This window comes from Rhizobium sp. RHZ02 (genome assembly GCF_014851575.1).
GTDB lineage: Bacteria > Pseudomonadota > Alphaproteobacteria > Rhizobiales > Rhizobiaceae > Rhizobium > Rhizobium altiplani.
This window is the reverse complement of sequence record NZ_JACUZX010000026.1, coordinates 25,840-45,351: the sequence shown is the minus strand read 5'-3', so window position 1 is coordinate 45,351 and position 19,512 is coordinate 25,840. Positions and strand designations below refer to the sequence as shown.

Genomic DNA, 19,512 nt, shown 5'->3' with positions numbered 1-19,512 from the left:
CGCCGTTGAACTCAAAAGGCCTCGGCGGCCAACGTCATCATCGTTTCCGCGCCGGTCTCGATGCGGGCCTTGCGCAGTGCCGTTTCCGGCATGATCCGCTCCATGAAGAAACGGGCTGATATCAGCTTGTTGCGCAGGAATGTTTCGCGTTCGGTTTCTCCAGCGGCAAGGCCATCATTGGCAGCCTTGGCCATCTTTGCCCACATGTAACCGAGCACGACGAGGCCGAAGAGATGCATGTAGTCGGTGGAGCCGGCGCCGGCATTGTCGGGCTTGGCCATGGCGTGCTGCATGAACCACATGGTCGCCGCCTGCACGTCGTTCAACCCCTTCTTCAGGTTCTTGGTGAAGAAGGCCATCTGTTCTTCGTTGCGGTTCTCCTCGCAGAAATCGCCGATTTCCTTGAACAGCGCCATGACGGCGCGGCCGCCGTTCTGGCCGAGCTTGCGGCCGACCAGGTCGAGCGCCTGAATGCCGTTGGCGCCCTCGTAGATCATGGCGATGCGCGCGTCGCGCACATACTGGCTCATGCCGTGCTCTTCGATGTAGCCGTGACCGCCGAAGACCTGCTGTGCCATGACCGCGTGGTCGAAGCCCTTGTCGGTCAGGACGCCCTTCAGGATCGGCGTGACGAGGCCGAGAATGTCGTCGGCGGTCTGGCGCTCCTTCTCGTCCGCCGAACGGTGGGCGATGTCGGATTTCAGGGCCGTCCACAGCAGGAAGGCGCGGCCTGCCTCATTGAAGGCGCGGATCGTCATCAGCGAGCGGCGGATATCCGGATGCACGATGATCGGGTCGGCTTTATTGTCCGGCGCCTTCGGGCCTGACAGTGAACGGCCCTGGATGCGCTCGCGGGCATAGTTGACGGCGTTCTGATAGGCGACTTCGGAGATCGCCAGTCCCTGCAGGCCGACGCTGAGACGCGCCTCGTTCATCATCACGAACATGGCGCTGAGACCCTTGTTCTCGGCACCGATGAGGAAGCCGGTTGCCCCGTCATAATTCATGACGCAGGTGGCGTTGCCGTGAATGCCCATCTTGTGCTCGATCGCACCGCAGGAAACCTGGTTGCGCGCACCGACCGTGCCGTCCGCCTTGACCAGGTACTTCGGCACGATGAACAGCGAAATGCCCTTCGTGCCTTCAGGTGCGCCCTCGATGCGCGCCAACACCAGATGCACGATGTTGTCGGTCATGTCGTGCTCGCCGGCCGAGATGAAGATCTTCTGGCCTGACAGCTTGTAGCTGCCGTCTGCCTGCGGCACCGCCTTGGTGCGCAGCAGGCCGAGATCGGTGCCGCAATGCGGCTCGGTGAGGTTCATGGTGCCGGACCATTCGCCGGAAACCATCTTCGGCAGATAGGTCTGCTTCTGCTCCTCCGAGCCATGCACGAAGATCGCCGCGATCGCGCCCTGGGTGAGCCCCGGGTACATCATCAGCGACATGTTGGCGGAGGAGGTGTATTCGCCGACGGCGGCATGCAGTGCGTAGGGAAGACCCTGGCCGCCGAATTGCTCGGGAACCGCAAGGCCAGTCCAGCCGCCATGGCAATAGGCGTCATAGCCGCCCTTGAAACCATCGGGCACCGAGACCGAGCCGTCTTCATGGCGCACGCAGCCTTGCTGATCGCCGGAATAGTTCAGCGGGAAAAGCACTTCCTCGGCAAGCTTTGCCGATTCTCCGAGAATCGCCTCGATCATGTCAGGCGTCGCGTCGGCAAACCCCGGAAGATTGTTGTAGCGTTCCAGGCCGAGCACGTCGTTCAGCACGAAAAGCGTGTCGTTTACCGGGGCCTTATAGACTGGCATCGTTCGAATTCCTCCAATTCGGCACGCCGGACGAAGCCGGCATTTGAGAGTCTCTTACAAAATATTGACGTTTGCGTAAACGTCAAATTTCGCGCTTGCTCGAATTTGTGATGCGATTGTGTGGTGCGGTGTCGGGAAGGGCCGACCGGGAACGTCCTTGGGGTGTCGAACCTTTCATCAGAGCAACAACGAGGAGGACAATCCATGCTCAAGGTCAGTTCGAATCTCTGGTTTGAGAAGGACGTCCAGCAGGCAGTCGAATTCTATGTGGCAACGATCCCGAATGCGTCCATGGGGCGCACGACCGTGCTTCCGGCCGAGACGCCGAGCGGCCCGCCCGGCAGTGTCATCATCATCGAGTTCAAGCTCGGGCATCAGGATTTCGTGGCCATGCAAGCCGGTCCGCTTGATGCGTTCAACCATGCATTCTCGATCTCGGTACAATGCGAGACGCAGCAGGAGATCGACCGGATCTGGAGCACCTTCCTGGAGAACGGCGGCGTGGAGGAGCAGTGCGGCTGGCTGCGGGACCGATGGGGCCTGTGTTGGCAGATCGTTCCCCGCGTGCTGAGTGAGATGATTGCCGATCCCGACCGGGAGCGCGCCAAGCGTGTCACCGAAGTCCTGCTCGACATGGTGAAGCTCGATATCGCGAAGCTCGAAGCAGCCTACCGGTAGCTCTTGATGGCAGTTTTCGGTCGTGGCGGTGCGGGAACGGCAATCTTGTGGGTCGTGTGCGGGCATTGAAAACGCCTGCAACTCTAGCCGTGCGGATGCGGTTTGCGGCCTCTCGCAGAACCTCATCGCCGGCGTGACGGCCGAGCCTGTCATTGATGCCATTGAAGCCATCCATATCGAGATAGAGCGCCCCAAAGGTCTCGTTCGCCGTCAGCCCGGCTGTTTCTCCGTCATCGATGCGTCGGCACATACAATGATGCGATGGGGCTGAGGGCAAGTGCATAGCGGCGTTCCTAAATGTGGACAACGCCCACACTGCGCGTGAGGCTTTCGTCTAAGCTTTGCCGGAACTGTTTGCTTCCGGGGGAAGACAGGCTAGATTTCACAAGGCAGACTGATGAAAGAGCTTTGGAGGAGCGATTTTATGAGACGGATGTGGCCGGAGGAGTTCAATTCCATTCTCGATGGAGCCGAGGAAGTCACGCTGGAGCTGCCGGCGGTGGAGCACGAAGACGGCTCACGCAGCGAGGCGGTGAGCCGCAAGGCCCTGAAGGTCCGCATGTCCATGGAGGACTACGAGCGCATCTGGCCGCTGGCCGAAATGCGCTACCGTCTCGATGGCAAGATGGCCGGCAAGGCGATCACCTTGATCACCACCAATCCGCACTATCATCGGTGGCACCCCGCCGATGGCGGCAGCGTCGACAATGTTTCCGACAGCGGCCGCCACTACACGACGAAGTACGTCGTCGTGCATTTCCTGCTCGACGATGTGAGGGAAACGGCGGCGGCCTGAGCCGCCGCTAGGCTCCAGGTTCACGCGGCGTCCAATGCCTGTTGCAGGTCGGCGACGAGATCGTCCGGATGCTCGATGCCGATCGACAGGCGGATGGTCGATTCCAGGACGCCGATCCGCTGGCGGACGTCGGCCGGCACACCCGAATGCGTCATCGTTGCCGGATGGCTGGCGAGCGATTCCGTGCCGCCGAGGCTGACCGCGAGCTTGAAGATCTGCAGGGCGTTCAGGAACTTGAACGAGGCCGGCTGGCCGCCAACGATATCGAACGAAAAGGTCGATCCCGCACCGCTGCACTGCGCCGCGAAGGTCCGCCCGACCGGCGAATTGGCGTCGTGATAGGGCAGGTAGTGGATCCCCTCGACCTTTGGATGCTCGCGCAGGAAGTCGGCAACGACGCGGGCGTTGTTGTTGGCCCGCTCCATGCGGATCTGCAGGGTCTCCAGCGAGCGGCCGAGCATCCAGCAGGAGTGCGGGTCAAGCTGCGTGCCGATGGCGCCGCGCAGTGCCTTGACCTGCTTCATGACGGCCTTCGAGCCGAGGGCAGCACCCGCGATCAGGTCCGAGTGGCCGCCGACATACTTGGTCAGCGAGTAGAGCGAGATATCGGCGCCGTGCTCGATCGGCCGCTGGAAGACAGGGCCAAGCAGCGTGTTGTCGCAAGCAATAACAGGCGTGTGTCCCTGTTTCCTGCCGATCGCGTCTGCGACACGGCGGATCATTGCGACGTCGACGAGGCTGTTTGTCGGATTGGCTGGCGTCTCGACAAGGATGACAGACACCCGGCCCTTGGCCATGGCTTGTTCCGCAGCCGCTTGCACCGATGCCTCGCTGACGCCATCGGCAAAGCCCACCGCCGCAACGCCGAGATTGAGGAAGGTCTTGGCCAGCAGGGTTTCCGTTCCACCGTAGAGCGGCTGGGAGTGGAGCACGGCATCGCCGGGACGAACGAAGGCCAAGAGCGTCGTGGCGATCGCCGACATACCTGACGAAAATAGGGCGCAGCTTTCTGTTCGCTCGTAAACGGCAAGCCGGTCCTCGACGATCTCGCTGTTGGGGTGATTGAAGCGCGAATAGACGAGCCCCGCGCCTTTGCCTTCTGGCGGTTCCTTGCGGCCGGAGACGTAGTCGAAGAAATCGCGGCCGTCCTCGGCGGACTTGAAGACGAAGGTCGACGTTAGGAACACCGGTGGCTTTACCGCCCCTTCCGACAATTCCGGATCGTAGCCATAGTTCAGCATCTGCGTTTCGGGATGCAGGGCGTGGTTGCCGATATGAGTCTTGGAAGGATGCGGTGCGGTCATTGTCGTCTCCTCGCGAGATGCCGTGATGCTCGCAAATTATATCAGAACGCGCGGACTGTTCTTGCTATTTGCCGCGCGGCTATGCTCTATAAAGCAACTTATTGCGGAGAATGGCGAATTGTGACGCAGAAAATTGCTGACGATATGGATCGGAAAATCCTCAAGGAGCTGATGAGCGACGCTCGCCTTCCCAACAACGAGCTTGCCGAGCGTGTCGGGCTTTCTGCGTCCGCCTGCCTGCGCCGTCTGCGCCGGCTGGAGGATGCTGACATCATTCAGGGCTACACGACACTCGTCGATCCCACCATTGACGGCTGGACGATGACGGCGCTGGCGTCGGTTCGGCTCAGCCGCCAGCACGAGGACGAAATCCAGATGTTCGAGAGCGCGGTTCGCGGGTGGGACGAGGTACTGGAGTGCCATCTCGTCACCGGATCGCGCGACTACGTGCTGAAGGTTATGAGTTCAGGCCTCGAGGACTACGAACGGTTCATCAAGGGAAAGATCGCCCGGCTGAAATGCGTCGATACGATTGAAACCAGCTTCGTGATGAATACGATCAAGGCGCGGCGGGTGTAGTATCCGCAAGCTTGTCACGATCCGGGCATCTATTTCGTTAGGCGCCGCATGCTGGGGGCGGATGGCTGACATCGGTGCCCGCAGTGCCGGCGTGTTTCAACGCGATCATTGCGGCGCAGGCTGCATGTGGTGGATCGGGCTACCGTCCACAGCCACCGCCTGCGCATCCTCGAGTTTCTTGATGTCGTCCTCGCTCAAGGTCGGGCGATCCACCTTGATCGTCAGCTTGTTGAGCTTGGCAGTCAGCGCGAAGGGCGGCGAGTAGTCGGCATCGTTGACGCCCGTTAGCGTGTCGGAACCGACGTCGAAAGCCTCATCCCACTGCAGGATCATCGGAAGGGTGTGTTCCATCTTCTGGGTATCCACGACCTTGCCGTCCACCTTGAGTGTGCCCGTGCCCGATCGGCCGACGCCGCTCATGTTGTTGAAGGCGAGCGTTCCGATGCCGAGGCCATCATACTGGAAGTCGAATTCGAGCATGTGCTTGCCGGCAGTGAGCGCATCCGGCCCTTGCCATTTCACCCGCTTCAGATCGACCAGGTTCCAGAGGAACACCGGCTTGCCCTTGAGAAGATAGAAGCCGTAACCGGCGAAGCGGCCTCCCGAAGTCAGGATCATGCCTTCAGCGTCCCCCTGTGGCACGTCGATGTCGGCGGTGATCGTGTAGGAGCTGTTGAGCAGGGACGGCGAGTCGCCCTGCGGCAGGCCCGTCATCGGATGCGTGTAGGTGAACTCGGTGCGGCCGGCCGTGATGTTCGGGCGCGGGGCGACGATGCGTGCGGCGACCGAGGCGTCCATCGGGAAGACCTGGTATTTCTTCGCCTCGGCGAGGAAGAGATCCTTCATCGCCTTGACCTTGTCGGGATTCTCAGCGGCGACGTCCTGCGACTGGCTGAAATCCTTGCTCAGATCATAGAGCTGAAGGACCTGGTTGTTTAGCGGGTCCGGGTTGGCGGTGCCGAAGGCTTCCCAGGGCGCACGGTTTACCTTGGTGCTGAGCAGCCAGCCGTCATTGTAAAGGGCCCATTGGCCGAACATCTCGAAATACTGCGTCTTGTGGCGAGTCGGCGCCTTGGCATTCACCTTGTCGAAAGTATAGGCGAAACTCGTTCCCTCGATCGGCGCCTGCTTGATGCCGTCCACCATGTCCGGCGCCGGAATGCCTGTTACCTCAAGCAGCGTCGGGACGACATCGATCACGTGCATGAATTGCTCGCGCAAGCCACCCTTGTCGGTAATCCGTGCCGGCCAGGAGACTGCCATGTTCTGCCCGACGCCGCCGAGCCGCGAGGCGTTCTGCTTGAACCAGGAGAAGGGCGTATCGAAGGCCCAGGACCAGCCCGCCGACATGTGGTTGTAGGTCTGTTCGGTACCCCAGACGTCATACCATTTCATCTGTACATCGGTCGGCATTTCATTGATGCCGTTGAAGAACGCCACCTCATTGGGTGTGCCGAGAGGGCCGCCTTCCGCGCTCGTACCGTTGTCGCCGTTGATGTAGATGACGAGCGTGTTGTCGAGCTTGCCCATGTCCTCGATCGCCTGGACGACGCGCCCGATCTCGTGGTCGCTGTAGGCGGCGTAGGCGGCATAGATTTCCGCCTGCCTGATGAAGAGTTTCTGGTCCTCTGGTTTCAGATCGTCCCAGTTCTTGAGGATACTGGAGGGCCAGGGCTCCAGCTGCGTGTCCTGCGGGATCACGCCCAGCTTCTTCTGGTTCTCGAAGATCTGCTCGCGCAGCTTGTTCCAGCCTTGGTCGAAGAGATGCATGGCGCTGATCTTCTCTACCCACTCCTTCGTCGGGTGATGAGGCGCGTGTGTTGCGCCGGGCGCGTATTTCATGAAGAAAGGCTTGTCAGGCGCCGTCTGGTTGAGGCGAGTGAGATAATCAATGGCGTCATCGGCCATGCCGGTCACGAGGTTCCAGCCTGGCTTGCCCTCGAAGGGATAGATCTGGGTGGTGTTGCGGAACAGGTTCGGCTGCCACTGGTTCGCGTCGCCGCCGACGAAACCGTAGAAATATTCGAATCCCATGCCAGTCGGCCATTTGTCGAACGGCCCGATCGAGCTGGCGGCGAAGGCCGGGGTGTTATGGTCCTTGCCGAACCAGGAGGTGGCGTAACCATTGTCGCGCAGGATCCGGCCGATGGTGGCCTTGTCCTCGGGGATGATACTATTATAGCCGGGGAAACCCGTCGACTGCTCGGAGATCACGCCGAACCCGACCGAATGATGGTTCCGTCCGGTGATGAGAGCCGCGCGGGTCGGCGAGCACAAGGCAGTCGAGTGGACATTGTTGTACCGAAGGCCATTGGCGGCGACGCGATCCATGGTTGGTGTCGGAATAACGCCGCCGAACGTGCTCGGCACACCGAAGCCTGCGTCATCCGTGATGACCAGCAGGATGTTCGGCGCTCCTTTCGGCGGCACGATACGGGGCGCCCACCAGGGTTTCGAACTGAGAGCATCGTTGGTGATGGTACCGCCGAAACTCGGGTCCGGCGCCGGCAGCTGCCTGCCATCGATGGTTGTCGTAGCACCCGGCGCACCCAGTGTTCCGGTGACTTGTTGTGCATATGCCGCTCCTGTAGCAAGAGCCAATGTTGCTACGGCGGAAGCCAGTGACATCAGTCTCGTCAGTTTCATGACGGTTCCCTCCAACTAGCCCAAAATCGAACTCCCTTTCATTCCAAGCGGTTCGTTTACTTCTGGTAGAAGATATCACGAGAGCGAGGCCAAAACCATGCGCGTGGGGCATTAGCACAATGGTGGAGTGGTCTAGGCCGGCCTCGAGGAGCGGCGGTTTATCATGGAAAGATCGCCCGCCTGAAATGCGTCGATACGATCGAGACCAGCTTTGAGATGAATACCATCCAGGCGCGGTGGGTGTAGTATCCGCAGGCAAGCTTGATGCTCACCTGCGCCGCAGGTTTCGTCGACAACGACCGGAGGACAGCTATGACCGAGTTTCCTTACAGTTCCGCTCTCATCGTCGGTGCAGGCCCGGGCCTCAGCGCGTCGCTTGCGCGTCAACTGACCGGGCGCGGCGTCAGGGTCGCGCTGGCGGCGCGCAACACCGACAAGCTGAGCAAACTCGCTGGCGAAACCGGCGCGCTGATGTTTGCGGCGGATGCCGCCCAGCCGGCGTCCGTCGCCGCCCTTTTCGACGAGGTCGCGGCGGAAATCGGGGATCCGGAGGTTGTAGTCTATAACGCCAGCGGGCGCCTGCGCGGACCGTTGACCGAACTCGATCCGGCAGCGGTCGAACAGGCAATTGCGGTCAGCGCCTATGGCGGCTTTCTCGTTTGCCAGCAGGCTGCAAGGCGCATGATCCCCCAAGGGCGCGGAGCGATCCTGTTTACCGGGGCGACGGCGAGCGTGAAGGGATATGCCCAGTCGGCCGCGTTTGCCATGGGCAAGTTCGCCCTTCGCGGCCTTGCCCAGAGCGCTGCCCGTGAATTGGGGCCGAAGGGAATTCACGTCGCCCATTTCATCATCGATGGCGGAATCCGATCGGAGGTGCGCCGGGAAGACCCGGCCAAGCCGGATGCGACGCTCGACCCGGATGCCATCGCGCAGACCTACATCGATGTCTTACTGCAGCACCGAAGCGCCTGGTCACAGGAAATCGAGGTTCGGCCATGGACGGAATCGTTCTGATCTCCGTCTTGAGCCTTTCAGGGGACTGGCCGATTTCAGCACGCAAAGTGCTGAAAATCCTGAAAAGTTAAAAAAATCTCACGTCGGTTAACGGGTTATTTACCACGTTTCGTGAAAGGTGCTGTTTGAGCATTGGCGACTTGCATTCCTTTTTTCAGTCTCGCGTTTCATGGGAATGCCGCTACGCCGTACAGGTTGAGGAAAGTCTAATTGATTATCCCTTCATGAACGGTGCTCACGCCCGCATTCCGATGCGGCGGTGACGGAAGCCAATGATCGGCCCTGACGAGGGTTCGGACAGATGAAGCGAGCAAGAAGATGAACGGATCGCGATCAAATTCCCCACGGCATTCCGACAGGGCTTCGCTCGATGCGCTGAACCGCACCATCGAAGGCCTGGAGGCGAGGATCGAGGGTCTGATGGGTGCGGGTGCTCGCGACCAGCGCCAACGCGCTCCGGCGCCGGAGCGCGACGTCTACTCTGATCCTTACGCCGCCCGCGCACCCCATGCCGCCGAGGCGCGGCCGGATCCTTTCGCAGAAATTCGCCAGCGCCAGCGCATCCTGGAAGCAAGCCGGGAACGTCCTGCTGCGCGCGAACCCGCCGCCTACACGCGCGAGCAGCCAGCTCCGTCGCGTGCGCCGCTCCCTGTTGCCGAACGCGCGCCGCGTCCCGCCGCTCCGCAACCGGCCTCGGCACAGCCGGCCTATCGTCCGGCGGAAGACACGATGACCGAGATCGCGCAAGCGCTCGTCAATCTTCGCCAGGACCTGAAGCGTGACATCTCCGATGGCGTGACGCGCGAAATGAACGCATTGCGAGAAGAGATCCGCAGCATCAAGGTCGGCGCGGAAGACAACCGGTTCGCCGATGACATCCGTGCCGATATGACCCGCCTCGCAAGCAGCATCGATCAGCTTGCCAGCCGCTCCAGCGCGCCTGAGGCGCAAGGGCTGCGTGGCGAGTTCGAAGAGCTCCGCTCGTTGATGGACGGGCTCGCCCGCGAGGATTCCATTCGCCACATGGAGACCCGCTGGGACGGCGTCGAGAACCAGCTGCATGCGCTCGACACCGCCGGCCTGCAGGAGGAGCTTGTGGCGCTTGCCTACCGGCTCGACGATATCAAGCGCCATATCGGCGGCATGGGGGAAAGCCCGGCCGTTCGCGCGCTGGAGGACAAGCTTATTTCCATCGCCACGGCGATGGAGCAGTTCGGCAGCATGATCCAGCCGCACGATCGGGCGATGGCCGAGCAGTTTGCGGCAATGGATAGCCGTCTCGACGAAATCAGCCGTGCTATCGCGGCAACCGGCCGCGCTGCCGCCAGCGGCGATCCGGCCATGATGCATCGTCTCGAAGGCCGCCTGAACGCCCTGGGCGAGCAGATCGATCTAATGGGTCATAGCGTCGCGAGCCGCGCGGCCCCGACCGATGCCCTGGCGGATCGGTTGGAAACCCTGACGTTGCGCGTCGAGGAACTCGCCAACGCCGAGGCGACCTCGCGCCTCGACGAGCGCCTGGAGCATCTGTCCTACCTGCTCGAGCGGAGCCACAAGGCTGCGCCACAGCCGGAACTGACCGGCGCACTCGCAGATATCTCGCGCAAGATCGACGCACTCGAAGTCGGCTCGGTCAACGATGCGCTTGCGCAGCGCCTCGACTATCTCGCGCGCCGCATCGACGAGATGGACTTCCAGCCGCTTCAGCCCGTCGTTGCTTCCGTGGACGACAGTGCTATCAGGCGCATCGAAGGGCGGCTCGGCGATATCGTCGCACGCCTGGAGGAAAGCACCGCGGCACCGGCGGCTGATACGCATGCGCTACGCAACCTCGAGGACCAGATCGCAAACCTTTCGGCGCTTATGAGCGAGCCGCGGCCGGCTGCCGAACTGCCGGCGGAATTCGACCGCCGCATGGGCGCGATCGAAGACTACATGGCGACCAGCGACGAATACATCATCGAGGCTGCCCGCCAGGCGGCGGAAGCGGTGGTCGAAGCCTATGCAAGAAACGGTGCCCTGCAAGGTGGCGCGCCGGCTGCGGCTGATATGTCGGCGCTCCATGCGCTTGCCGAAGACTTGCGTCAGCTCGAAGACCTGAGCCGCAGCAGCGAAGAGCGCACGCACAAGACCTTCCAGGCCCTGCACGAAACGCTGGTCCAGATCGCCGAGCGACTGGACACCATGGAAGACCGCGCGGTCGCAAGGCCGGCAGCGAGAATGCCGGCGGCCGATGTCGATTTTGCCGTCGATACTTTTACGATGATGCAGGCCGGCGCCGAGGAAGCACAGAAGCCGGTGGTTTTCGGAACCCGCGCCTCGGCAAGCAGTCAGCCCGAGGTCGCCGACGAAGCGCCCGCCCTACCGGTCATGGCGACGACCGACACCAGTGTGGTCGCGATCGAAGCGGCAATGAAGCCCGTATCATCCGCAGCTCCCTCCAAGGGTAGCCTGCTTGCTGGCCTCGGCAAGCGCCTGCTGCCCGGCAAGAAGGCCAAGGCTGAGGCCGCCACCGCTGAACGCACGCTCATCGACCCGGTTCCTTCCATCGATCCGGTCGATGTGATGCCGCCGGAAGCTGCCAATGAGCCACTGGAGCCCGGCTCCGGCGCGCCTGACGTCAAGAAGATCCTCGAGCGCGTGCGCGCCAGCCAGAACGCCGCCCGCGTGAATGCGAAGCCGGCAACGGAAAACGAGCGCGCGGACTACATCGCCGCAGCCCGCCGCGCCGCGCAGGCTGCTGCGATGGAGACAGAGCCGAGCGCCAAGCCACAGCCAGCCAAGGCCGACAGGAAGGCAAAGGACAAGGATGCGGTGAAGGGGAGCACCTTCTCGCGCTTCCGCCGTCCGATCCTGCTGGCCGTCGGTGCCGTATTGCTGGCCATCATGGCGTTCCCGCTTGCCCGCACGCTGACGACCGGCCAGTCGGCGCCGTCCGCCGAAGTGGCGGTGCTGACCGATTCATCCAGCAATGCCCTGCCGGTGGACAGCGAGACGGCGCCCGACCAGGCCGTGGTAGCCGCTCCGGAGGTTCCGGCCACTGAAGCCCCGGCCGTGGACGCACTGGCCGCGCCGCTTGCGAGCAGCGATACGGCACCGGCGCCGGCAGCACCCGACCATCTGACGGCCGCCGCACCGCTGACCGGCGACGCGGTTGCCCCGCTCGCGCCCTCCGGCGCTCCCAAGGACGCCTCCGGTTTCGTTGCCAAGGAAACGACGCCGGCTGCTGCCGGCATGGCGACGACGCCTGCCGCTCCGGTGGCGGAAACAGCCGGCATTGCCATTCCCGACACGGTACAGCCGAAGTCGCTCGCGGATGCCGCCAGGAGCGGCGATCCGCTGGCGCTGTTTGAAATCGGCGCCCGCTACAGCGAGGGCCGGGCCGGCGTCGCCGCCGATCCGAAGGAAGCGATAAGCTGGTATCAGCTCGCCGCCGACAAGGGCTTCGGCCCGGCGGAGTATCGCCTCGGAAACATCTACGAGAAGGGCACAGGCGTCGACCGCGACATCGCCAAGGCGAAGCAGTATTACGAGCAGGCGGCAAACCGCGGCAACGCCAGCGCGATGCACAATCTCGCCGTGCTCTATGCCTCCGGCGCGCTCGGCCAGCAGGATTACAAGGCAGCCGCGGACTGGTTCGTCAAGGCAGCTGACCTCGGCATCACCGACAGCCAGTTCAACCTGGCGATCCTCTGTGCCCGCGGCAATGGGATCACGCAGGATCTGACCGAGTCCTACAAGTGGTTTGCGATTGCCGCCAAGGGCGGTGACAAGGACGCGGCACAGAAGCGCGAGGAAGTTGCGAAAGCCATGAAGCCGGACCAGCTTGAGAAGGCGCGTGCCAAGGTTGACCAGTGGAAGGCCGTGCCGCTCGACAGCAAGGCGAATGGCGTGGACCTTCCCGACGAGTGGGTCGGCAATGCCACCAAGACCTCGACCGTCGATATGAAGAAGGCGATCCGCAACATCCAGGCGATCCTCAACAACAACGGCTTCGACGCTGGCCAGCCGGACGGCGAGATGGGCGCGAAGACGGTTGCGGCGATCAAGAACTTCCAGAAATCGATCGGCCAGGAGCCGAGCGGGAAGATCAACGACGATACGGTGAAGGCCCTGCTGGCGCGCAACAAGGGTCCTGCCACCAAGGTCTGACCAAACGTTCGCCCGATCTCCCAGGCCGCGCATGAGAGATCGGCACGTATGCGCGCTTGGCGTGCAGGTCCGTGCAAGCTTCGCGGAATACCTATGAGCACAGGCCTTGATGCAGTTGATCGACCCGCGAATGGCACGATTGTATTTTATCGTGGCTCAGGCGGAGTAATTTCGCATTCGACGTGTATTTCTTTGGCAAATGCTATTTGCAAAATATTGCAACTATGATTCTTCTTGCTGCGTAAGTGCTCTGCGTATCGTGATTCGTGAATATCTTTGATGCTGAATGACTTGGCGGAGATTCCGAATGATAGGTCTGGATATTGAGAGTTGGGCGCTGACGCGAGCTCATCATATTGTCCTGAACGAGGGATTGAATCTTGCGAAGGCGGCGCAAGATCTGGATCGCAAGCGGTCGCGTACGCTGGTATACGAGCTTCAGAAAGTTATCGCCGCCGCCATTCTTGAAGCGCATGCAGCCTCGATCAATTCCAATAGACTGCAGGCGGGGCAGGAAGCCTGATTTTGTCTTGCCTGGACGCGGTGGCCATCGACTGAACTCGGCGACTCCGGCCGTTGCAAAGGGCGGAGGAGGAACCCCATGAAGAGAACCTACACGGGCAGCTGCCATTGCGGCAAAATCCGCTATGAGGTCGATGCCGATCTCCAGGCCGGCACCGGTCGCTGCAATTGCTCGGTCTGCGGCAAGCGGCGCTATTGGGGCGCGATCGTCAAGCCTGAGGATTTCCGCCTGCTGTGCGAGGAGACAGCGGCGGGCGACTACCAGTTCGCATCGATGAGCGGCCATCACCGCTTCTGCCGGATCTGCGGCCTGCATGCCTACGGGCATGGCCATATTCCCGAGATCGGCGGCGACTACGTTTCGATCAATATCGCCTGCCTCGACGACATAACGCCGGAGGAGCTCGCCGCGCTGCCCATCCGCTACATGGATGGGCGCCACGACAACTGGTGGAATGAGCCGGCGGTGACGAGTTACCTCTAGGCCCTTTCAGGGTTCTAGTCTCAGGCAGGCAGCCTGGCAGCCCTGCTGCGCTCGGCGCGCAGGCCGAGAAGCCCGGCGCCGGTTACCAGAATGATCGCCGTTGCGTAGAGATCGGTGGTCAGCTGGTAGCCGAGAGACTTGGCGAGGAAGCCGGCGAGAATGGCCGGAAGGCTAAACGCCAGATAGCTCTGGATATAGAAGGCCGACAACAGGCCGGCGCGCTCGTCGGCCTTGGCGAGCGGCATGATCGTGCCGATCGACCCGAGGAAGTTTGTGCCGAATCCGGCGCCGGTAAAGAAGGTGCCGACGAGCAGCAGCGGCACGTTGCCGAAGTGGACGCCGGCGACAACAGTCAGAATTCCAAGCGTGGTCGCCGCCGTGCCGAAGCCGAGATTGGCCGCGCCGGACTTGGCGCGCCTGAGATAGACCACAACCGCCCCCGACACCATCAGCGCCGTCACGATCAACCCGCCCGTGAGCGGCGCCCGGCTGCCCGTCGTGCTGGCGACCAATGACGGAACCAGCGAGAGGTAGAAGCCGCCAAGCGTCCAATTGGCGATGTTGATCGGCGTCACCAAGGCGAGCGGCCGTTTGACCTGCGGCGGAATCGAAATTGTCGGCTTCAACGAATTCCAGAAACCCGGCCGACGGCCGCCAGTCTCCCGGGTCGCCCAGATGGCGCCGGCTTGCCCGGCGAAAGCCGCGAGCAGGATGGCATAGACGAGGTGGAGCGGGAAGGGACCATACTGGATCAGGGCGCTCGTGCCGACTGCACCGACCGCCATGCCTGACAGCGGTGCGATGGAGTTGACGATCTGGCCCTTCGCCCGGTCGACGTCGACCAATGCTGCCCCAATCGAGGCGCCGGCAATTCCGGTTGCCAGGCCTTGCACGATCCGCGCCGCGATCAGCCAGTCTGGGCCGCTTGCCACGACGAACAACGCCATGGCGACGATCTCCAACATCAGGGCGGTGAAGATCACCGGCTTGCGGCCGAGGTGGTCGGAGATCGAGCCCGCTATCAGCAGTGCAGTCAGGAGCGCGAAGGCATAAACCGCGAAGATCACGGTGATCAGCACCGGCGAGACCGCAAAGCTTTCCTGATAGATTCGATAGAGTGGCGTCGGCGCTGCGGAAGCGCCGAAGAAGGTTGCCAGCGTAATTGCATGGAAGGGGATCGGATTACGGGAGGTCGGTGTGGATTTGGCGGCGCCGAACATATATAAGCCTCTTAAAGCTAATTTGTTGCGTTAGCCATGTAGGTCGACCTGCCACTAAAAGCAAATAATTTGCGTTAACAGCTCGATCAAAGATGTTGAACCATGCGCCGGCGCAGGAAACAGGACGTTAGAAATGGCAGCAAAAGAAAATCCCCGGCCGGGCGGCCGCAGCGCCAGGGTGCAGGCTTCAGTGCATCAGGCAGTCCGCGAACTGCTGGCCGACATGGACCGGGCAGACGTGACAATCCCGCTGATTGCAACAAAGGCCGGCGTTACCCCGTCGACCATCTACCGTCGCTGGGGCGACCTGCAGGAATTGCTGGCCGACGTCGCCGTCGAGCGCCTGCGCCCGGACATGCAGCCGATCGACACCGGCAGCGGCCGAAGCGATCTTGAAGCCTGGGCGGAACAGTATGCCGAGGAGATGTCCTCCGGCGTTGGGCGCGAGATTATCCGCGACGTGCTGGCCGCGCAGGACAATGCCAATGCCGCCAAGTGCTGCGCCTTCACCCGCGAGCAGGTGGAGCTGCTGAGCGATCGGGCGCTCGCGCGCGGCGAGAGCTTTCCGCTGGTCGATAGCGTGATGGATCAGGTCGTTGCGCCGATCATCTACCGCATACTTTTCGGCGACGAGCCAACCGCCGAGCGTGTGCGCGGCCTCGTGTCCGGCGTGATGGCGAAGGATGCGGCGGTCACTCCGCCGCCGCCCGCTTCTGAGCGGAAATCTGCGTAATGTAGGCCCTCAACGCTGCCGGGCGCACCGGTTTGTGTTGGAGCCCAATGCCGTGCCGCTCGACTTCGGCGCGGACCTCCGGCGTGCGGTCGGCCGTGACGATCAGCGCCGGAATGAACGCCATGAAACGCTCCCTGAGCGTCAGGATGGCGGAAACGCCGGTGCCGTCGCCGAGGTGATAGTCCGCGATCACGAGATCCGGCGGCGGCTGGCGTGTATCGAGCGCGCCGACATCGGCCAGCGAACCCAGGCATCGCACCTCGCAGCCCCAGCCGCTGATCAGCAGCTGCATGCCTTCCAGAATATGCGGCTCGTTGTCGACGCAGAGGACCTTCAATCCCTGCAGGCTCTGCGCCGAATGCTCCACCGGCTGGGCTGCGCCCAAGCGCTCGAGTAGTCGCGACGCGTCGCGCGGCATGACGATGCGGAAATCCGTGCCCTTGCCGTGTGTCGAGTGGAGTTCCACCGGGTGATTGAGGACACGCGCGATGCGATCGACGATCGAGAGGCCGAGGCCCAGTCCGGAAGCCGTCCTGGCGCCTTCGTCGAGACGGGCGAATTCCTTGAAGACCGTCCGGAACTTCGAAGGCGGAATGCCGATCCCGGAATCCATCACCTGGATGACGACCTGATGTCCGCGCCGACGCGCACCAACCAGCACCTTTCCGTCGATCGTGTATTTGATCGCGTTGGAAACAAGATTCTGCACGAGGCGGCGAAGCAGGTTGGGATCGGAGCGGACCCGAAGCGAGGTTGGCATCACCACCAGCTTCAGGTTTTTCTCACGGGCGATCGGCTCGAAGTCCGTTTGGATCCGCTCCAGCAGGTCGGAAAGTGGCACGGAGGCGAGGCGCGGCCGCATCGCCCCGGTGTCCAGCCGCGAAATATCGAGAACCGCGCCAAGGATGGTTTCGACCGATTCCAGCGCGGAATCGATGTTGCGAACGATCGCACTGCTTTCGGACTTTCCCATGCGCTCGACAAGCGCCGAGGAATAGAGCCGGGCCGCATTGAGCGGCTGCAGGATGTCGTGCCCGGCAGCGGCGAAGAAGCGTGTCTTTCCTAGATTGGCTTCGTCGGCGGCGGCTCTCGCTTCGCCGAGTTCGCGATTGACACGGGTCAGTTCCGCCGTCCGCTCGGCAACGCGCTGTTCCAGCGTTTCGTTCGCCTGCTTGAGCGCTCGGTCGGCGGCGACGCGTTGGGTGATGTCGGTAAAGGTTGCGACGATGCCCTTGTCCGGCATCGCGTTGGAGCGCACTTCGATGATGCGTTCGCCGCCGCCGAGCACCAGCGCGAAGGGTTTGTCCAGCGTCAGGAAGTGCCGGACGGTCTGGTTGACGTCGCCGGCTGGCACATCGCCGCGCTGGCTGAGGATCGCCACGATGTCGGCGAGCGGGAAGCCCACCTGTCCGGTATTCTCCGGAAGGTCCAGCAACTGCCGGAAACGGCGGTTCCAGATCGTCAGGTTGTTCGAGCTGTCGAAGACAGCGATGCCCTGGTCCATCTGAGACAGCGCCGTCTGCAGCATGTCCTGGTTATATTGCAGGGCCTCGCTCGCCTGGTCGAGCAGCCAGGCGGTGTCGGCCGAGGCGTCCTCCACTTTCTGAAGGATCAGCGACAGCACAAGTCGAGCGGAGGAAGAGCCGATGGCGCTGCCGAGTAGCTGTTCCGCAAAATGAATGAGCGCCATGTCGGCTGGTTGGTCGTCCTCCAGCTTGCGGCCCGAATTCTGCTGGTAGGTCTGGAACGAACGCTCCATGCGCTCCTCGCCGAGATAACGCGAGACCGTCGCCTTGAGATCGGCGATACTGATGCGGGTCTTCCAGCCGCGCGTGGCAAACTGCGAGCGGGACTGCCGCTTGACGAAGATGCCGGCCTGGATGCGTTCGAGCGGCCGCGCATTGCGGGTAACCGATCCGACGACGAAGAAGGCGGTGTTGACGAGCAGGCTCATGACCGTGGCATTGACCAGCGGATCGGCATCGGGTGCCGAAAAGATCGTCGTGCCGGGAAAGATGAAACCGAGGACTGCGCTTGCGACACCCGAATAGTCCGGTCCGCCAAGCGAAGGCAGGAACAGCAGGTAGACCCAGATCACGAAGCCCGACGTCAGCCCAAGAATGGCACCGCGCGCATTGGCTCGCCGCCAGACAAGGCCACCGAACAAGGAAGGGGCCATCTGCGCAATCGCGGCGAAGGAGAGGAGGCCGATCGAGGCCAGCCCCGTCGTGCTGTCGGTTGAACGATAATAGGCGTAGCCGAGCAGCAGTACGGCGAAGATCGCGCTGCGCCTTATGTTGAGCAGCGTCTTGGCGAAATCGCTGCGCTGACCCGAGCAGTCGACGAGCTTCCGGTGCAGGAAGATCGGCATGATGATGTCGTTCGACACCATGATCGACAGCGCCACCGAAGCGACGATCACCATGGCGGTGGCGGCGGAAAAGCCGCCGATGAAGGTAATCAGCGAGACAAAGGGCATCTGCCCGGTAAGCGGTAGCGAAAGCACGTAGAGATCGGCATTGCCGCTGCCGCCAAACGTCAGCAGGCCACCGATCGCCACCGGCAGCACGAAGAGATTGATGGCAACGAGATAGAGAGGGAAGAGGAAGCCGGCCAGCCGAAGCTCCCGGGCGGTCCTGTTCTCGACAACGGTGACGTGGAATTGTCGCGGCAGCATGATGATCGCAAACGCGGACAACAGCGTCAGCGTGATCCAGCGGCTGATCGGTGTCTGGTAGTTCAGGGCCGAGAGCACGAGCTGGTTTTCGCTGGCCTTCTGCCAGAGATCGGATGGACCGTCGAAAAGGAACCAGACCACGCAGACGCCGGCGGTGAGGAAGGCAAACAGCTTGACCACCGACTCCATGGCGACGGCAAGGATCAACCCGTCCTGGTGCTCGGTCGCATCCGTGTGGCGCGTGCCGAACATGATCGCGAAGCAGGCGAGCACTAGCGTTACGAGCAGTGGCAGGTCGAGAAAATAGAGGTTGCCGCTGCCGATGCCGTAATCCGACGGGTTGAGCATAGCCGTCACGGTGCTCGACACCGATTTGAGCTGCAGGGCGATATAGGGGATAGCGCCGACGAGGGAGATCAATGCCACGATTGTCGCGACCGCCGGATTCTTGCCGTAGCGCGCGGAGATGAAATCGGCGACGGATGTCAGCTTCTCGGCCTTCGCGAGCTCGATGATCCGCCGCAGCACCGGCATCCCGAGCGTGAAGACGAGGATTGGGCCGATATAGATGCCGAGGAATTCCAGCCCGCGTTGCGATGCCAGTCCGACACCACCGAAATACGTCCAGGAGGTGCAGTAGATCGCGAGGCTGAGCGCATAGACCGCCGGGCGGCCGCCCACGGGCGTTCCGAACATCCGACGCCTGCGGTCGCCATGGCTCGCGACCGCAAAGAGCAGCAGCAGATAGCCGAAAGCAGATGCAAGTATGACCCAGCCTGGCAGCATTGAACCTCCACCGATGCACCATGCACCGGTTCTCCCGGACTATTGGAGATTACGGGAATTTGGCGTCCTTGAACATCAGGGGGTGTATAGGTCTTAAGTCAAAGACCGCACGC

Annotated in this window: 13 protein-coding genes and 2 pseudogenes; 9 read left to right on the top strand and 6 right to left on the bottom strand. The window is 62.3% G+C overall.

The window, feature by feature from the left end:
• Window positions 1–11: 11 nt before the first annotated feature.
• Entirely contained in the window at window positions 12–1,808 is a 1,797-nt protein-coding gene (locus IB244_RS25745; RefSeq protein ID WP_169683771.1) for an acyl-CoA dehydrogenase C-terminal domain-containing protein, read from the bottom strand.
• A 204-nt stretch (window positions 1,809–2,012) separates the two neighbouring features.
• Here IB244_RS25745 and IB244_RS25740 point away from each other — a divergent pair, with 204 nt between their 5' ends.
• Window positions 2,013–2,486, top strand: a complete 474-nt coding sequence (locus IB244_RS25740; RefSeq protein WP_192306109.1) for a VOC family protein — start codon at window positions 2,013–2,015, stop codon at window positions 2,484–2,486.
• A gap of 73 nt (window positions 2,487–2,559) precedes the next feature.
• On the opposite strand, the pseudogene IB244_RS32555 reads toward IB244_RS25740, so the two are convergent.
• Window positions 2,560–2,694, bottom strand: a pseudogene (locus tag IB244_RS32555) (diguanylate cyclase domain-containing protein); the annotation flags it as partial.
• A 216-nt stretch (window positions 2,695–2,910) separates the two neighbouring features.
• Between IB244_RS32555 and IB244_RS25730 the strand changes: the two are divergent.
• Window positions 2,911–3,282, top strand: coding sequence for a hypothetical protein (locus IB244_RS25730; RefSeq protein ID WP_037090126.1), 372 nt, complete (start codon window positions 2,911–2,913; stop codon window positions 3,280–3,282).
• A gap of 20 nt (window positions 3,283–3,302) precedes the next feature.
• Here the strand turns inward: IB244_RS25730 and IB244_RS25725 are convergent, their stop codons facing one another.
• Window positions 3,303–4,586, bottom strand: a complete 1,284-nt coding sequence (locus tag IB244_RS25725; RefSeq protein WP_018116986.1) for a cystathionine gamma-synthase family protein — start codon at window positions 4,584–4,586, stop codon at window positions 3,303–3,305.
• Window positions 4,587–4,706: 120 nt separating this feature from the next.
• Here IB244_RS25725 and IB244_RS25720 point away from each other — a divergent pair, with 120 nt between their 5' ends.
• Window positions 4,707–5,165, top strand: coding sequence for an Lrp/AsnC family transcriptional regulator (locus tag IB244_RS25720; RefSeq protein WP_018858578.1), 459 nt, complete (start codon window positions 4,707–4,709; stop codon window positions 5,163–5,165).
• 105 nt (window positions 5,166–5,270) lie between these two features.
• Here IB244_RS25720 and IB244_RS25715 read toward each other — a convergent pair whose 3' ends face one another.
• Window positions 5,271–7,811, bottom strand: a complete 2,541-nt coding sequence (locus tag IB244_RS25715) for an arylsulfatase (protein ID WP_192306105.1) — start codon at window positions 7,809–7,811, stop codon at window positions 5,271–5,273.
• Between the two features lie 168 nt (window positions 7,812–7,979).
• Here IB244_RS25715 and IB244_RS33235 point away from each other — a divergent pair.
• From IB244_RS33235 to IB244_RS25695, 5 genes and pseudogenes are all read left to right on the top strand, one after another.
• A pseudogene (locus IB244_RS33235) lies at window positions 7,980–8,057 on the top strand (Lrp/AsnC family transcriptional regulator); the annotation flags it as partial.
• A gap of 66 nt (window positions 8,058–8,123) precedes the next feature.
• Window positions 8,124–8,825 (top strand): SDR family NAD(P)-dependent oxidoreductase, encoded by a 702-nt coding sequence (locus IB244_RS25710; protein ID WP_018858576.1) that lies wholly within the window; start codon window positions 8,124–8,126, stop codon window positions 8,823–8,825.
• A gap of 318 nt (window positions 8,826–9,143) precedes the next feature.
• Window positions 9,144–12,977, top strand: a complete 3,834-nt coding sequence (locus IB244_RS25705; RefSeq protein WP_192306103.1) for a peptidoglycan-binding protein — start codon at window positions 9,144–9,146, stop codon at window positions 12,975–12,977.
• 307 nt (window positions 12,978–13,284) lie between these two features.
• A complete protein-coding gene (locus tag IB244_RS25700) occupies window positions 13,285–13,500 on the top strand; it encodes a hypothetical protein (protein ID WP_018116992.1) in 216 nt (71 codons plus the stop codon).
• Window positions 13,501–13,578: 78 nt separating this feature from the next.
• On the top strand, window positions 13,579–13,983 hold the full coding sequence (locus IB244_RS25695; protein WP_018116993.1) for a GFA family protein: 405 nt from the start codon (window positions 13,579–13,581) through the stop codon (window positions 13,981–13,983).
• 20 nt (window positions 13,984–14,003) lie between these two features.
• Here IB244_RS25695 and IB244_RS25690 read toward each other — a convergent pair whose 3' ends face one another.
• Window positions 14,004–15,203 (bottom strand): MFS transporter, encoded by a 1,200-nt coding sequence (locus IB244_RS25690; protein WP_169683776.1) that lies wholly within the window; start codon window positions 15,201–15,203, stop codon window positions 14,004–14,006.
• Window positions 15,204–15,336: 133 nt separating this feature from the next.
• Here IB244_RS25690 and IB244_RS25685 point away from each other — a divergent pair, with 133 nt between their 5' ends.
• Window positions 15,337–15,936: a TetR/AcrR family transcriptional regulator gene (locus IB244_RS25685; protein ID WP_018858573.1), complete on the top strand. Its 600-nt coding sequence runs from the start codon at window positions 15,337–15,339 to the stop codon at window positions 15,934–15,936.
• Here the strand turns inward: IB244_RS25685 and IB244_RS25680 are convergent.
• Complete coding sequence (locus IB244_RS25680; RefSeq protein WP_169683777.1) at window positions 15,896–19,399, bottom strand: PAS domain-containing hybrid sensor histidine kinase/response regulator; 3,504 nt, start codon at window positions 19,397–19,399, stop codon at window positions 15,896–15,898. The two genes, IB244_RS25685 and IB244_RS25680, sit on opposite strands and share 41 nt — an antisense overlap.
• Window positions 19,400–19,512 lie beyond the last annotated feature (113 nt).